This is a genomic window from Chryseobacterium indologenes (assembly GCA_016025055.1).
Classification (GTDB): domain Bacteria; phylum Bacteroidota; class Bacteroidia; order Flavobacteriales; family Weeksellaceae; genus Chryseobacterium; species Chryseobacterium indologenes.
In genome coordinates this window covers 3,846,148-3,861,864 of the sequence record CP065590.1, presented here as the reverse complement: position 1 = coordinate 3,861,864, position 15,717 = coordinate 3,846,148, and the positions used below count along the sequence as shown (strand labels likewise).

Here is a 15,717-nt window from a genome sequence, read left to right as displayed (position 1 = left end):
TGATTTAAATGCAATAGATGAAAAGAATTGACGGTTTTACTCATTATTCCTTTTTTACAGAGATGTCTGAGCTGGCGTTGCGACATGGAAGTTTTGATTTGTCTCTGGGGCTTCCGGATTTTGACATTGACGAACGTTTGAAAGCCTTTCTACAAGAAGCTGCAGACCTGGATACTCATAATTATGAACCTCTTTCCGGCAACCCTTTATTAATCGAAAGTATCATAAGGTTCAATGCAAAACGTAAACACAGTATGATGGTTTCTTCTCAGCAAATCACTATTGTTCCGTGTGCAACCTTTGCTTTACATACAGCCCTCACATCTGTTTTAAATCAGGGAGATGAAGTGATCATTATACAACCTTCCTATTATACTTATGGTCCATCCGTAGTGATAAATGGCGGGGTTCCCGTATATTGTGATCTTGATGATAATTTTGTCATAAACTGGGAAAATCTTAAAAGCTGTATTTCAGAAAAAACGAAAGCGATCATTGTCAATTCACCACAAAATCCAACCGGAAAAATCTGGAAACAGACTGACTGGAGTACATTGTATGAACTGATCAAAGACCGGGAGATTTATTTGGTTTCAGAAGAAATTTATGATACGTATTGTTATGACGGAGAAGAGCATTACAGTTCTTTTTTGCACCCGGAGCTTAAAAAAAGGACATTCTGTATTTTTTCATTTGGAAAAATGTTTCATACTTCCGGCTGGAAGGTCAGTTATATGATAGCATCACCGGAGCTGACCTCATTATTTCAGTGTCACCAGCAGTATATTTCCTATAGTGCCAATGCACCTGCACAATATGCCTTGGCAAAATATCTGGAAGTATTTGATCCTTCCGGTCACAGAAAGCTGATGCAGGCGAAAAGGGATATCTTTAATGAAATGATGCACGATACTCCCCTGAAAATAGAACAAAAGGCGGAAGGAAGTGTTTTCCAGATCGTTAATTTCAGAAATATTTCTAAGACAATGAGTGATGTAGAGTTTTCGAAATGGCTGACCATTGAGAAAAAAGTAGCCTGCCTTCCGCTTTCTGCATTTTATAATTCACGACAAAATTCAGACTATATCAGATTCAGTTTTGCTAAAAAAGATGAGCTGATCATCCAGGCGCTGGAACATCTGAGAAAAAATCTATAGGGACAACAAATTCTTTTTCAGGTTAAAAAACAGGGTAATTTTTTACCAAGTAGAGCCATAGGCATTAGTCGTACATTTCAAAACATAAAAAAGCACCGCTATTGCGATGCTTTTTATTTTATTGGAAGATATTAAAGAGCCAGAACCCTTACATCAATCCTTCTGTTTTTGGCTTTACATTCGTCTGTATCATTAGCTTCACAAATGGGATGTTGTGAGCCATACCCTTCTGCTTCTACCCTGTCTGCAGAAACTCCGAGCTCAAGTAATTTCAGTTTTGCCGTTTGTGCTCTCAGATTAGAAAGTTGCTGATTGCTTTCTTCGTTGCCACTGTTATCCGTGTAACCTCCTAATTTTATTTTCAGATCAGGATAAGCATTTAAAATCTCAGCCAGATTGTTGAGCTGCATTTCATAACCTGGTTTTAAATCACTTGAACCGGTTTCAAAATAAAGATTTTCGATGGTATACCATTTATTGGGATCTACAATAGTCTTATCTTTCTGATCAATGGATTTGTATAACTGATAGATCTGGCTACCATCTCCAATGGCTATTGTTTTACCGCCTTTTAATTTTAATTTCTGAATACTTCCTGTTTCATACACAAAGTCACCATTTTCATTCAAGTGCCCCTTAATTTCTGCAGGATTCAAAGGTAATACTGACTGATCAACATTTCCTGTAGCAGAATGGTCAGCAGAAACCCCGGTTAAAGCTTCGATTTTTGCTTTTCTGTTCGCTTCAATTTTATCTTTATGTAAAACAGCTAACGTTGGGGCGATCACCAGTGAAACAATTGACATCAACTTAATGAGAATATTCATTGACGGACCGGAAGTATCTTTAAACGGGTCTCCCACTGTATCTCCCGTCACGGAAGCTTTGTGAGGTTCTGAACCTTTATAATAAGTCTGTCCATTAATGTCTACCCCTTTTTCAAATGATTTTTTGGCATTATCCCAGGCGCCTCCTGCATTATTCTGAAACATTCCCATCAAAACACCACAAACAGTAGCACCGGCAAGAAATCCTCCCAATACTTCAGGTCCGAATATAAATCCAATTAATAAGGGTGATATGATTGCTATAGCACCTGGTAGCATCATCTTCCTGATAGATGCATCCGTAGAAATCGCCACGCATTTTTCATATTCAGGTTGTGCTTTTCCTTCTAAGATTCCAGGAATTTCGCGGAACTGTCTTCTCACTTCTTCAACCATCGCCATCGCAGCCTGTCCCACTGCTGTGATCGCTAAAGAGGAAAAGATAAACGGAATCATTCCGCCTACGAATAAACCGGCTAAAACATCGGCTCTGTATATATCAATACCGTCAATACCTGCAATTCCAACAAATGCTGCAAATAACGCTAATGCCGTTAAAGCTGCTGAAGCAATTGCAAACCCTTTCCCGGTAGCGGCAGTTGTATTTCCTACGGCGTCCAGAATATCTGTTTTCTCCCGTACTTCTTTGGGAAGTTCACTCATTTCAGCAATACCTCCTGCATTATCCGCAATAGGTCCAAAGGCATCTATTGCCAATTGCATAGCTGTAGTAGCCATCATTCCTGCTGCTGCGATAGCAACCCCATAAAGTCCGGCACACAGATAAGAGCCATAAATTCCGCCTGCCAGCACAATAATCGGAAGTAAAGTAGATTCCATACCAACGGAAAGCCCTCCGATAATATTGGTAGCATGTCCGGTAGAAGACTGTCTCACAATACTGGAAACCGGTCTTTTACCCATGGCTGTATAATATTCTGTTATGATACTCATTAAAGTTCCTACAACCAAACCCACCATTATCGCTCCGAAGACTCCCATTTTTGTAAATTCGTGGCCTCTGAGCACCATTTTTTCGGGCAGGATATAGGTTACCAGGAAATAAGATGCTATTGCAGTAATAATAATACTTCCCCAATTCCCCAAGTTCAGGGCATTTTGTACGCTGGAAGTAGATGAGCCTTCATTATCATTAATCCTTACAAATAAGGTTCCTATCATTGAAAAGATAATTCCAGTTCCCGCAATAAGCATGGGTAAAAGAATCGGGGCAAATCCTCCGAAGGAATCATCAGAAACGGTTTCTCTTCCTAAGACCATTGTCGCCAGAACGGTGGCTACATAAGATCCAAAAAGGTCCGCCCCCATTCCTGCCACATCTCCTACATTATCACCCACATTATCTGCAATGGTAGCGGGGTTTCTTGGATCATCTTCCGGGATACCGGCTTCTACTTTTCCTACCAGGTCTGCTCCCACATCTGCGGCTTTTGTATAAATACCACCTCCTACTCTTGCAAAAAGTGCTATGGATTCTGCTCCAAGAGAAAATCCGGTAAGGATTTCAATTGTTCTTTCCATCTCGTGAGAATCTACTGTGGCATCAGGTGCAAAAATCTGTTTAATGATCAGGAACAATGCTCCCAATCCTAAAACAGCGAGTCCTGCAACCCCCATTCCCATAACGGAACCTCCTGTAAAAGATACTTTAAGCGCTTTCGACAGTGAAGTTCTTGCGGCTTCTGCCGTCCTGACATTGGCTTTGGTAGCAATTTTCATCCCGATAAAACCAGCTAATGCGGAAAATACCGCTCCTACTGCAAAAGCGATTCCGATACTCCAATGTGAGTTGGCATTGCTTGATCCCATTACAGCAAGTAAAATGGCGACCACCACCACGAAGTACATTAAGATTTTATATTCAGCCTTTAGAAAAGCCATTGCACCATCTGCAATATGGCCGCTGATTATTTTCATTTTTTCATTTCCGGCATTCTGTTTATTGACCCAGTTGCTCTGAAGAAATGTATAAAGCAAAGCTATGACACCAAAAATTGGCACTAACACAAATAGATCCATAGTTTATTATTTTATATTAAAAAATTGAGATTAGGCTTATAAATATAATGAAATTATAAACACATAATAAAATTCACTAATAATAATCTATTATTTTGTAAATTTGTTTCTCACTATTATTTGAATTAATTGTTTATGAAAAGGATATTATATACTCTTTTTTTGTCTGCAGGAATAAGCAGCTGTCACCATAAGATTCCACAAGAAAAAGCTGAGATACTTTATTTTGGAGGTCCTATCATAACAATGGAAGATTCTTCTCCCCAGGTTGAAGCTGTAGCAGTAAAAGACGGTAAAATACTTTTTGCCGGAACAAAATCGGACGCAGAGCGTTTTTCAGAGCCAGCCACCAAAATGATTAATCTCCATGGGAAAACTCTTCTTCCCGGGTTTATAGATGTTCATGGACATCTTACTTCAAGAGCCGGGACGATGGATGCCGTAGACCTATCTCCGGAACCTTATGGAACAGTGAATTCAATTAAAGATTTACAGATTACGGTTAAGAACTACATTAAAGAAAATAAAATTACAGATAAGCAGCCGATTATCGGAAATGGTTATGATGATGCCATTATGAGAGAGCACCGTCATCCTACAAAAGCAGAACTGGATATCATTAGTAAAACCAATCCTATTATTGTTATTCATGCCTCAGGGCACGCCAGCGTAGCAAACAACGCAATGCTACAACTTCTGGGAATAACAGAAGCATCGAAAGATCCTGAAGGAGGACACATCGGCAGGGATAAAGAAACAGGAAAACTGAATGGGAAATTAGAAGAGAACGCGAGTTTCACTGCTTTATTAACCTTAACTGAAAAAATGAATAAAGGCAAAGACACTGAGACCCATGCCATGGAAAATCTGATGAAAGCCCAGGATGAATGGCTCAGCTATGGACAGACTACTGTTTGTGATGGAAGAACTATGGGAGAAAGCGTTGGTCTGTTAGAAAAAGCAGCGGCTCAACATCTTTTTAAAGCCGATGTCGTTTACTTTCCTGATTATGAATATTTCAAAAAGGAATTCGATCGTTTCAAACCTAAGTATATGAAATATGAAAATCATCTGAAACTGGCCGGGTTCAAATTTTCGGATGACGGTTCTCCACAAGGTAAAACAGCCTGGCTTACTCAGCCTTATTTGGTTCCGCCGGAAGGCCGGTCTAAAGACTACAAAGGATTTCCCATCTTTACGGATGAAACGTTATATAACGATCTGAAAACACTTTTCCAAAACCATATAACCGCACAGCTTCATGTGAACGGAGATGCTGCAATAGATCAGGCAATCCGGGTTATTAAAAGGTTAAAAGATGAAAACATTTATAAACCGGAATTGCGGGCAACCTTAATTCATGTACAAAACAGCCGCCCTGATCATATTCAGAAAATAAAAGAATTAGGAGTAATTCCTTCTTACTTTTCTACTCATACTTATTTATGGGGCGATTGGCACTATTCGAGTGTTTTTGGTCCTGAAAGAGCTTCTTTTATAAGTCCTGCCAACTCAGCGTTAAAAGCAGGAATTACATTTACCATCCATCATGATTCTCCGGTTACTCCACCCGATTTAATTACCGCTGTATATGCTGCGGTAAACAGAAAGACAAGGTCAGGAATGATTTTAGGTCCCAATGAAAGAATCACTCCTCTTGAAGCCCTGAAAGCTATTACCATCAACGGAGCTTATCAACTGCAGGAAGAAAACAGAAAAGGATCTGTTAAAGCAGGTAAACTGGCAGACTTTGTCATTCTGGATCAGAATCCTTTAACGATAACTCCTGAAAATCTCAGAAACATTAAAGTTCTTGAAACCATCAAAGAAGGAAATTCCGTATACAAAAGCAACTAAATCGGTTGAGGCAGAATAAAATACTCACAAAGAAAAAGCAGATGAAGATTCATCTGCTTTTTTGTATGCTTTGGAAAGGAAATATTATCCTCCGAATTTATCTGCATAATCAGCCTGAGAAGCTTTGATTACTTTTTTTGCATGCTCAGCTCCGTAAACCTTCTGAATTCTGCATTTTGCAGGCTCATCCGGCAGGTTTTTATACGTAAGGAAATAATGCATTAATCTTTTTACTTCAGCTTCCGGTAATTCAGCAATATCTCTGAAGTGCCCAAAAGCATGGTCATTGATCATTACTGCTACAATTTTATCATCAGCTTCTCCTCCGTCGATCATTTTGAAACCTCCGATCGGAATAGCTTCCATCAATAAACCTCCGGCATGGATGTTATGAGAACTTAAAACACAAATATCAAGAGGATCATGATCTCCCATTGTAACATCCGTAGCGCCTGATTCTACAGCAAGTTTCATTACTTCCTGATCACAGTATGTTCTTGGAACAAAACCATATAAAGCCGGGATGATATTAGAGAATTTTTGAGGTCTGTCTACTTTTAGGTATCCTGTTTCTTTATCTACTTCATATTTAATAGTATCTGAAGGAACAATTTCCACAAATACGTTTACAACATTTGGCGCATCTTCTCCTGCAGAAATTCCGTGCCATGGATGTGCTTTAAAATTTGGAATCATTATTTATCTGTTATTTTTTAAGTTATTATTAAAATTTCTTTTCTTAAATCTTCTATGGTTTCCACAATGTAATCGTTGCCTTCCATATAATTCATGATGAAAATCGTCTTGAATTCATCCAGCTGAACCTCTCCTTTCAATCCGTCATAAGTTCTGTGAAGCAGCTCTATAACTGCATTTTTAGAATCTACGATATTTTTCCAGGAATGTTTTGTGATATAAAGCTGTTGAGACGAGTTATATTCAAATTCTTCATTGATTGTCTTTTCAGTAAGAAAAATAAACTCATGAACGGCTAATTCCCTGTCAAATTTCTGGATAAGATTGGAGGGTTTTAACCTGTCCAGAAACAATGTCATTCTCTCATAGGAATGGGCTTTGTTTTCTGAATTGGACTTCACGGTAAGCAGTTTGATTTCCTGATTTTTAAGAGTAATATAGGAATGTACAAATTGTCTGAGCAAAACCAGAAAAGGAATTGCAATAATCAATGCAAATGCATACGGTAGATATCCTGATAAACTCGCCATAATTTTAGATTGCAAAATTACTAATTATTTTCCGTGTTCTAAAGTGTTTTTAAAGATATCCACCTTAGAGTTCTGTATATAGATCATAGACAGGATGATCAGGAGATAAAAGCCTATCATCATTCTGTTTACCAAAGAAGGAAAAATCAAAAACCTTAGGAAAACAGATCCGTAAATAATCACAAAAAACAGGCATTGAACCTGATTCTTTCTATTCCTGAGAGAAAAGTTGTTGGCTAAAATAATCACCAGCACGATCAATAAAAGGGGAAAATAGGATGCATTAAATTCCAACATGATATTTCCTTTGATAAACTGAAGATAATCAGCAAACTGAAAATGATCAGGATTTGATAGCGGATACAGCTGAACCCGGGTAAACTGATTCATAAATAAAACAGACCAGGACACCTGATTGAAATACTGAATCAGGAGGAAAGATGCCAGCAAATAACCGTATGATAGGGATAAAATCTTTTTATTAAGTACTAATCTATCGCTGTAAAAGAAAACAAGAAGGTAAAGAAATGAATACAAAATGAAATACTCAGGTCTGGTAAAGACACATAACATCGCAAAAATCGTTGTGTAAAAAACATTCTTTTTGATCAGAAAAGTGTAAAAGCTTAACAACAGCAATAAACAGGACAATGAATCCGGAGAAGCGTGCCTGCTTGCTTCGAGAATTGGTTTAAACAATGATAATAAAACCGTTATTATCGTGGCTAGGGTATAATTTTTTAAAATTTGGATTAAAAAACAAAAAATGAGAACGAGAATAAGAGCGTAAGCAATAATGGAAATTAAAAAAGTAGAGGTCGAGGCTTTAAAACCAAGTTTAAAAAACAATACATTGATAAAGTTATAGAATGGTTTTACTGCGAAAAGCTGTAATTCTTCTTCATAGGCTTTAGGATTTTCCGATAAGAATTTATAGTAGGTGCTTTCTCCCTTTGCCACCTCTTTCACCATTGGATCAACCGGACCCAATCCCGCGAAATCAGGATTCTTTTCTTTTATCTCCGAATATACTTTATGATGGATTTCTTCAATCTTCATGTCAGGATATTCCACTTTGTAAATCAAGCCCATATAAGCCTCCATATCCGTATTATAATACTGGTGGGTATACAGATAGTATGACATGAGACCTACGTAGATCGAGAATATAAAAACAAGAAGATTTTTCTTTTTTTTCATAAATATTACTTTAATATAGTTTCCCATCACCCAGTTTCTATAGATCGTATTGTACTTATAGATTGCATCAATCCCGACAACATTTTGTAATTTATAATTTTTTACCGGTTAAAAGAAAATATATGAACTTTTTGACGAGGTTTTTCTTTGAATTTTCAATTATCCCATATGGCCTCAGTTCCGGCCGAAATCCTCTGAAAAACTCTTCAATATTAGGAAGTTCTCCACCTTCAAAATCAAAGGTATTTGTTTCAATCGTTTCCTTTATAGCCTTATCAATCAATATGGATGCACCTGATAACTTCACATAATTTTTATCATTAAATGTACCTAAAAGTGCTACCATATGACAATCGGTATAAGTAGCAATAACATTAATGATTTTATTATTGTAATAGAAAGCTGAAAACTTCAGGCGATTTAATTCATACAAATCTTTAAAAATTCTTATAAATTCATGTAAATCAGCTTCCTTACTGGCTCCTATTGCATGAATTTCAATAAAATTTTTCACATCCTTATAATGAACATCCTTAGTGGCAATTTTATCTGTTATCTCTTCCCCACCTCTCAGTTTTCTCTTTCTTTTGGGAGAATATCTCTCGTATATTTTTTCATAAGAATCCGGATATAATAAAAAATTTTTCTTTCTTCTTATTTCTCTTAGAAATTGATTGACATCATTAAATTGATAGGTACTTATCAGATAATTCTTTTCCAGATATTCAAGAAAGACTTCGTTCAGATGTACATCATCTTTCTTAGAAAACACTCCTAGTTGCTGACAGAGTTTAGGATTATGCACAATTTTCACTCCATATTTCCGGATAAAGGGAACGGGCATTACTGCTTCGTAATCGTTGTACACTAAAACTTCCCATTGTTTTTTTGAAGTGATATCCAGAAAATCTTTTGTTGCCGTATATTTTCTCTGCTCAGAATTTTCTAAACATTGAGAATATTTTACAAAATCGATTTCATGGTATTTTAATCTTTTAATCATAATAATCCTGAATCGGAGAAACTAAAATAGGAATCTTGTGTAATGATAATGTGATCTAAAAGCTGGATGGTTAATGTTTGTCCAGCTTCTTTAATCTTTTGTGTAATATTGAGGTCATCCCTGCTTGGTTTTACACTGCCTGAAGGATGGTTATGAGCAATAATAACGCCTGTAGAAAAGTGCTCCAGAGCGATTTTAAAAAGTATTCTTACATCAACGATAGCCTGGCTTATGCCTCCGTGAGTCAGTTGTGCAATATGAATGACTTTATTGCTGTTGTTCAAAAAAATAGCCCAAAATTCTTCAGTTCTTAAATCTGAGAGTTGGTTCTTTAGGATGGCATAGGCGTCATGGCTATTTCCTATAATTGATTTTTCAGGAATTTCCTGTCCGGCTCTTCTTCTTCCGATTTCCAGGGCAGAGGCAATCGAAATAGCCTTTGCTTCTCCAATTCCTTTAAATTTCATCAAATCTTTGACAGAAAGCAGGCTCAGTTGGTGCCAGTTATTATTTACCGAAGTCAAAATCCTTCTGGCCAGCTCTACGGAACTTTCTTCTTTATTGCCGCTTCCCATTATGATCGCCAACAACTCAGAATCGGAAAGCGAATTCTTGCCTTTTTGCAAAAATTTTTCCCTTGGTCTGTCATCTTCTGCAAGAAATTTTATAGGCATAGCACGGAATTATAAATAGTAGATTATGTTTTAATAAAATGCATACAAGATAATGGATTGTTTTGACTGATCAATGTATTGGGCAGATGCTTTAAAAGCATTCTCAGAGAGCATCGGACAGCCTAGGCTCAGGCAAGCCGGTTTCTGGGATTCTTTATCCGGAACGCATCCGTACGAGTGAAGAACTATAGCCCGCTGCATCGCATTGCTGTTTGTAGGATCTAATCCTTTCAACCGATATGCTTTTCCAAACTTTCCCTCATAGCTTTCTCCAATGGCATATTTTCCTAATGAAGACTGATAAGATCCTTCAGCATTACTGAATTGCAATGCTTCTGACCTGGGAATTACAGAACCTGAACCATGAGATACGACTGCTTTCTGTAGTATTTTGTTTGTCCTGAGATCATAGATAAAATAGCGATACTTTCCGGAAGCTATTTTAAAATTTATAAAAACGGCCAACTGCTGATTATAGTCTTTTCCTTTTAAATAATTTTTAATCTCCTCAATTTTCGATCCGGGTATCGCGGTGGTATCCAACTGCTGAGATTCAGCTTTTGAACAGGAAATCATAATTATAAAAAGAAAAATAAATTTTTTCATCGTTGAATGTGTTGGCTGCTATTCTATAATCATTCCATCTTTCATGATGAGTTTACGGTCTGTAATTTCTGCAAGATTCGGGTTATGCGTTACAATGACAAAGGTCTGATTGTACTTGTCCCTAAGGTCAAAAAACAACCTGTGAAGATCATCAGCATTTTTAGAATCGAGATTACCTGTCGGCTCATCAGCAAAGATAATTTTGGGTGAATTGATTAAAGCTCTTGCCACGGCTACCCTTTGCGCTTCTCCCCGGAAAGCTGATTGGGTTTATGATTTAATCTCTGCTCTATCTTCAGATCTTCAAATAAAGCGTATGCCTTTTCAATCGCCTCTCTTTCGTTGGCTCCGGCTATTCTTGTAGGAAGCAATACATTCTCCAAAGCGGTAAATTCCGGAAGAAGCTGGTGGAACTGAAATACAAAGCCGATATTCTGATTTCTGAATTTAGACAACTGTTTATCATTCATATTAATAAATGATTCTCCTGCTATCGCTATTTCAGTATCATACTTACCCGATTGCGTAGGATGATCCAGGGTTCCTAAAATTTGCAACAATGTAGATTTACCTGCTCCGGATTCTCCTACAATTGAAACCACTTCGCCCATTTTGATATGAATATCTACCCCTTTCAGTACTTCTAAATTCCCATAAGATTTATGGATATTTTTTGCTTTAATCATGATTCAAAAATAGTAACATATTGTTGATTTTACAACATATTGGGATAACATTATTAGTACAAAAACAAAAAACCTCCCGATTGGGGAGGTTTTACTATTTTATATCTTAGAAATTACAGTAACAATGTTAATGGATTCTCTAAATATGTTCTTAATGTTTGTAAGAATTGAGCACCTGTAGCACCGTCTACTACCCTGTGGTCACACGCTAACGAAAGTTTCATGGTGTTTCCTACTACGATCTGACCGTTCTTTACGATTGGTTTCTCGATGATCGCTCCTACTGAAAGGATTGCAGAGTTTGGCTGGTTGATAATACTGGTAAATGTTTCGATTCCGAACATTCCAAGGTTAGAAATTGAGAATGTAGATCCTTCCATTTCGTTAGCTTTAAGACCTTTGCTCTTAGCTCTGGAAGCCATATCTTTTACCGCTGCAGAAATCTGCGTGTAAGACATCTGGTCTGTATTTTTCAATACTGGAACAACCAATCCGTCCGGAATAGCTACTGCTACCCCTACGTTGATATTTCCTCTGTGGATGATCTTGTCACCTGCCCAGCTTGAATTTACCTGAGGGTGTTTTCTCAAAGCAATAGCGGTAGCTTTAATGATCATATCATTGAATGAAATCTTCGTATCCGGAATAGAATTGATCTCTTTTCTTGCCTCAATTGCTTTATCCATGTTGATTTCCACCATCAGATAATAGTGAGGGGCAGAGAATTTACTTTCAGAAAGACGTTTTGCAATGATATTTCTTACCTGTGAGTTTGGAGTCTCTGTATCTTCTCCCTGAACGAAGTTCACAGCAACCTGAGCAGCAGCACTTGCAGCCGGAGCTGAAGCAGCCGATTGAGCAGCAGGCTGATAATTTTCGATATCTTTTTTAACGATTCTTCCGTTCTCTCCTGAACCTTGAACAGTGTTGATATCAACGCCTTTATCCTGAGCCATTTTCTTAGCTAATGGAGAAATGGCCACTCTGTCTGAAGATGAAGAGTTTGCAGCCGGAGCAGCTTTTTCTTCTGTTTTAGCTTCAGTTTTTTGTTCAGCAGGTTTTTCAGAAGTCTGAGCAGCAGCTTTTGGAGCTCCTACAGCCGATACATCGGTTCCTTCAGGCCCAATGATTGCCAATACTGAATCAACAGGAGCAGCATCACCTTCTGCAACACCTTGCTTCAGTAATACTCCGTTAAATTCAGATTCGAAATCCTGTACTGCTTTATCTGTTTCGATTTCAGCAAGAAGATCACCTTCTTTTACTGTATCTCCTACATTTTTATGCCATTTCGCCACTTTACCTTCTGTCATTGTATCAGAAAGTCTCGGCATTGTAATTACTTCTACTCCTGCCGGAACTTCAGCAGCAGCCGGTTCAGCAGCAACCTGAGCTTCAGCTTTTGGTTGTTCTTCTGATTTTTTTCTTCAGAATCCGTTGTGGAAGCTGCAGCCCCACCTGTTAATCCTGAAATATCTTCTCCTTCTTTACCGATAATTGCCAAAACAGAATCTACAACGGCAGCAGCGCCTTCTTCTACACCTACGTATAAAAGAGTACCTTCTACTTCAGATTCGAAATCCTGAACTGCTTTGTCCGTTTCAATTTCAGCTAAAATATCTCCTTCTTTTACTTTATCTCCTACTTTTTTATGCCATTTCGCCACTTTCCCTTCCGTCATCGTATCCGAAAGGCGGGGCATCGTAATTACTTCTGCCATAATCTATATTGATTTGAGATTCGAGATTTGAGATTTGAGATTTCAGAAATGTCAAACTTCAAATTTCAAATTAATTTTTATTTTTTAGTTTTCTAATTTGTCTAGGAATGGATAATCCTCCTGAGCGTACACATATTCATAGATTTTCTCAGCCTCAGGATAAGGAGAGTTTTCCATAAATTCTACACATTCGTCAACAAAATCTCTTGATTTGTTATCCATAGCTTCCAGTTCAGCTTCTGTAGCCCATCCGTTTTCAAGAATTCTGTGTTTTACCAATTCAATCGGATCATCATTCTTATGAACAGCTACTTCTTCTTTAGATCTGTATGGCTCAGCATCAGACATAGAGTGTCCTCTGTAACGGTAAGTTCTTGCTTCGATAAATGTTGGCCCATCTCCTCTTCTTGCTCTTTCAATTGCTTCGTAAGCAGCTTCGGCTACTTTTTCAGGGTCCATTGCATCTACAGCAAGGCAAGGCATTTCGTATCCTAATCCTAATTTGTAGATATCTTCGTGGTTGGCTGTTCTTTTTACAGAAGTTCCCATTGCATACTGGTTGTTTTCTACAACAAATACTACAGGCAGTTTCCAGTTCATAGCCATGTTGAACGTTTCATGTAAAGAACCTTGTCTTGCAGCTCCGTCTCCGAAGAAGCAAATATTCACCGCTTTTCTGTCAAAATATTTATCTGCAAAAGCAATACCTGCTCCTAAAGGAATCTGTCCTCCCACAATACCATGTCCTCCATAGAAACGGTGTTCTTTACTGAAAATGTGCATAGATCCACCCATACCTCCGGATGTTCCGGTAGCTTTACCACAAAGCTCAGCCATGATTCTTTTAGGATCTACGCCCATCGCCATTGGATGGATGTGACATCTGTATGCAGTAATCATACTGTCTTTGGTTAAATCCATTGCATGTGTGAATCCGGCAGGGATCGCTTCCTGACCGTTATACAAATGTAAAAATCCTCTGATCTTTTGTTTTAGATAAAGAGAACGGCATTTGTCTTCAAACCTTCTCCACATTGTCATATCTTCATACCACTTCAGGTATACCTCTTTAGAAAATTCTTTCATGTGTTAGCTCTTGCTTTTTTATTATGAAATAGTTGAGCAAAATTATGAAAAAAACTTTGTTTTTATTGTATGCATAAGTAACTTTTCGATTTTTCTCTGAAATCTATTTGCAGGCCGAACTGATTATTCTTAATTTTCGAGCCATAGAAAAGCTCGCAAAGTGAAGATATACCTCTTACTTTTTGATTTGTATTATTAAAGAATCACCCTGCTTGTGCGGGTTTTCTGAAATATCAGATGAGACCGGAACATTAAAAAAACATCCAGTTTTATTCTCATCGTCTTTCCTCTTTAATTATCGTTAACATATTGTTTTGGTTATTTTAATAGCTGGTATTGGGAGAAAATTCTGTGAACCCAAGAGTTCTGTCTACAATATTATTAACAAAATCCCCATGCAGTTTTGCTTTTTCAGCCTATAAAAGAGATCACTTCTGAGAATTCCTCAGGCGCTTCAGTGCGCTGTCTTCATTTGTTTTTTGGGGTTATAGTCTTATATTTGAGCTTAAACTTGAATATGGAAGAAAAAAAATCTTCATTGTTACACAAAATTTCGAAAGTTATATCCGATTTCTTCAACCCTCTGGTGTCTTTGGTGATATTCTTTATATATATGAGTATCAAACAGTACACTCTTAATGATTCTCTTCTTTATTTCGTTCCTGTATTGTTAATGATCATTGTTCCAACCGTTATCTGGCTTGTATGGAATGTAAAAACCGGGAGATATACCAATATGGACGTCTCCAACCGGATTCAGAGAAAAACGCTTTATATATTTATTGCCGTCTGTGTTATTTCCTACCTTATCTTTCATTATATAAGGAATGGATATATTGACCTGGTCATGCTGTTTATTTTAATCCTACTTTTTTCACTTCAGATCAGTAATCTTTTTATTAAAAGCTCTATGCATACTGCGTTCAATGTATTTGTAGCTGCCCTATTTTTTTCATTAGACTGGAAAATGGGTCTGGCGTGGCTGGGAGTAGCTATCCTGGTGGGAATTACCAGAATTATTTTAAAAAGACACACCGTGAGAGAAGTATTTATGGGCGCTGGAATAGCTTTTATGGTATCTTTTATTTATCTTTATTGCAATATTCAATTTCAACATTAAGAAATTCTATGAAAATCAATCATCTTACTGCCGCAGAAGAAAACTTTATGAAGCTGTTTTGGAAAATGGAATCTTTCTATCTGAAGGACGTTATGGAGCAGCATCCGGAACCGAAACCCCACCAGAATACGGTTTCCACCTATTTAAAAATATTAGTTGAAAAAGGTTATTTGTCAACCGTTAAAGAAGGGAGAATTTTTAAATATACAGTCATTGTTCCTTTTGAAAACTATAAAAAGTTTTTATTGAAAGAACTTTCACACAATTTCTTTAATGATTCGGGAAAAGAAATCCTTGAGTTCCTTTTTAATGAAAAACTATTGACCCAGGATGACTTAAAGGGATATTTTGATCTTAAAATTGAGATTAAACCCGCCAAGCCTGTAAAGATAGAGGAGCCAAAGTACGAATTTGCAGAAGAAATTTTAAATCCGAAAAAAGAAAAGAAAGCCAAGTCTAAAGAAAAAGAGAAGGAAAAAGACAAAAAGAAGAAAAAAAAGAAAGAATAAATCACT

The 15,717-nt window shown here is 37.3% G+C and carries 12 protein-coding genes and 2 pseudogenes; 4 read left to right on the top strand and 10 right to left on the bottom strand.

The window, feature by feature from the left end:
- Positions 1-17 precede the first annotated feature (17 nt).
- On the top strand, positions 18-1,157 hold the full coding sequence (locus H3Z85_17750; protein ID QPQ51162.1) for an aminotransferase class I/II-fold pyridoxal phosphate-dependent enzyme: 1,140 nt from the start codon (positions 18-20) through the stop codon (positions 1,155-1,157).
- Between the two features lie 131 nt (positions 1,158-1,288).
- Here H3Z85_17750 and H3Z85_17745 read toward each other — a convergent pair whose 3' ends face one another.
- The gene (locus H3Z85_17745; protein ID QPQ51161.1) at positions 1,289-4,024 is read right to left on the bottom strand and encodes a sodium-translocating pyrophosphatase; all 2,736 of its coding nucleotides are present in this window, start codon (positions 4,022-4,024) and stop codon (positions 1,289-1,291) included.
- A 135-nt stretch (positions 4,025-4,159) separates the two neighbouring features.
- Here H3Z85_17745 and H3Z85_17740 point away from each other — a divergent pair, with 135 nt between their 5' ends.
- Positions 4,160-5,881, top strand: a complete 1,722-nt coding sequence (locus tag H3Z85_17740) for an amidohydrolase (protein QPQ51160.1) — start codon at positions 4,160-4,162, stop codon at positions 5,879-5,881.
- Positions 5,882-5,965: 84 nt separating this feature from the next.
- On the opposite strand, the gene H3Z85_17735 is transcribed toward H3Z85_17740, so the two are convergent.
- The 9 genes and pseudogenes from H3Z85_17735 to pdhA all read right to left on the bottom strand — a co-directional run bounded on the left by H3Z85_17735 (position 5,966) and on the right by pdhA (position 14,082).
- Entirely contained in the window at positions 5,966-6,577 is a 612-nt protein-coding gene (locus tag H3Z85_17735) for an inorganic pyrophosphatase (protein ID QPQ51159.1), read from the bottom strand.
- A gap of 17 nt (positions 6,578-6,594) precedes the next feature.
- The gene (locus tag H3Z85_17730) at positions 6,595-7,107 is read right to left on the bottom strand and encodes a hypothetical protein (protein QPQ51158.1); all 513 of its coding nucleotides are present in this window, start codon (positions 7,105-7,107) and stop codon (positions 6,595-6,597) included.
- 24 nt (positions 7,108-7,131) lie between these two features.
- Positions 7,132-8,307, bottom strand: a complete 1,176-nt coding sequence (locus H3Z85_17725; protein QPQ51157.1) for a hypothetical protein — start codon at positions 8,305-8,307, stop codon at positions 7,132-7,134.
- A 91-nt stretch (positions 8,308-8,398) separates the two neighbouring features.
- Positions 8,399-9,310, bottom strand: a complete 912-nt coding sequence (locus H3Z85_17720) for a hypothetical protein (protein QPQ51156.1) — start codon at positions 9,308-9,310, stop codon at positions 8,399-8,401.
- Complete coding sequence (gene radC / locus H3Z85_17715; GenBank protein QPQ51155.1) at positions 9,307-9,984, bottom strand: DNA repair protein RadC; 678 nt, start codon at positions 9,982-9,984, stop codon at positions 9,307-9,309. The genes H3Z85_17720 and radC overlap by 4 nt, the downstream gene beginning before the upstream one ends.
- Before the next feature lie 30 nt (positions 9,985-10,014).
- Positions 10,015-10,590, bottom strand: a complete 576-nt coding sequence (locus H3Z85_17710; protein ID QPQ51154.1) for a murein L,D-transpeptidase catalytic domain family protein — start codon at positions 10,588-10,590, stop codon at positions 10,015-10,017.
- An 18-nt stretch (positions 10,591-10,608) separates the two neighbouring features.
- Positions 10,609-11,276, bottom strand: a pseudogene (locus H3Z85_17705) (ABC transporter ATP-binding protein).
- A 113-nt stretch (positions 11,277-11,389) separates the two neighbouring features.
- Positions 11,390-12,996, bottom strand: a pseudogene (locus H3Z85_17700) (2-oxo acid dehydrogenase subunit E2).
- An 84-nt stretch (positions 12,997-13,080) separates the two neighbouring features.
- Complete coding sequence (gene pdhA / locus H3Z85_17695) at positions 13,081-14,082, bottom strand: pyruvate dehydrogenase (acetyl-transferring) E1 component subunit alpha (GenBank protein QPQ51153.1); 1,002 nt, start codon at positions 14,080-14,082, stop codon at positions 13,081-13,083.
- A gap of 517 nt (positions 14,083-14,599) precedes the next feature.
- On the opposite strand from pdhA, the gene H3Z85_17690 reads away from it, so the two are divergent.
- Together H3Z85_17690 and H3Z85_17685 are read left to right on the top strand one after the other, a co-directional pair.
- Positions 14,600-15,202: an ABC transporter permease gene (locus tag H3Z85_17690; GenBank protein ID QPQ51152.1), complete on the top strand. Its 603-nt coding sequence runs from the start codon at positions 14,600-14,602 to the stop codon at positions 15,200-15,202.
- Between the two features lie 8 nt (positions 15,203-15,210).
- On the top strand, positions 15,211-15,711 hold the full coding sequence (locus H3Z85_17685; GenBank protein ID QPQ51151.1) for a BlaI/MecI/CopY family transcriptional regulator: 501 nt from the start codon (positions 15,211-15,213) through the stop codon (positions 15,709-15,711).
- Positions 15,712-15,717: the final 6 nt, after the last annotated feature.

Bases quoted from the DNA above. Each gene is read 5' to 3' on its own strand.
- H3Z85_17750 (QPQ51162.1), top strand. From the start codon at position 18: ATGAAAAGAATTGACGGTTTTACTCATTATTCCTTTTTTACAGAGATG.
- H3Z85_17745 (QPQ51161.1), bottom strand. From the start codon at position 4,024: ATGGATCTATTTGTGTTAGTGCCAATTTTTGGTGTCATAGCTTTGCTT.
- H3Z85_17740 (QPQ51160.1), top strand. From the start codon at position 4,160: ATGAAAAGGATATTATATACTCTTTTTTTGTCTGCAGGAATAAGCAGC.
- H3Z85_17735 (QPQ51159.1), bottom strand. From the start codon at position 6,577: ATGATTCCAAATTTTAAAGCACATCCATGGCACGGAATTTCTGCAGGA.
- H3Z85_17730 (QPQ51158.1), bottom strand. From the start codon at position 7,107: ATGGCGAGTTTATCAGGATATCTACCGTATGCATTTGCATTGATTATT.
- H3Z85_17725 (QPQ51157.1), bottom strand. From the start codon at position 8,307: ATGAAAAAAAAGAAAAATCTTCTTGTTTTTATATTCTCGATCTACGTA.
- H3Z85_17720 (QPQ51156.1), bottom strand. From the start codon at position 9,310: ATGATTAAAAGATTAAAATACCATGAAATCGATTTTGTAAAATATTCT.
- radC (QPQ51155.1), bottom strand. From the start codon at position 9,984: ATGCCTATAAAATTTCTTGCAGAAGATGACAGACCAAGGGAAAAATTT.
- H3Z85_17710 (QPQ51154.1), bottom strand. From the start codon at position 10,590: ATGAAAAAATTTATTTTTCTTTTTATAATTATGATTTCCTGTTCAAAA.
- pdhA (QPQ51153.1), bottom strand. From the start codon at position 14,082: ATGAAAGAATTTTCTAAAGAGGTATACCTGAAGTGGTATGAAGATATG.
- H3Z85_17690 (QPQ51152.1), top strand. From the start codon at position 14,600: ATGGAAGAAAAAAAATCTTCATTGTTACACAAAATTTCGAAAGTTATA.
- H3Z85_17685 (QPQ51151.1), top strand. From the start codon at position 15,211: ATGAAAATCAATCATCTTACTGCCGCAGAAGAAAACTTTATGAAGCTG.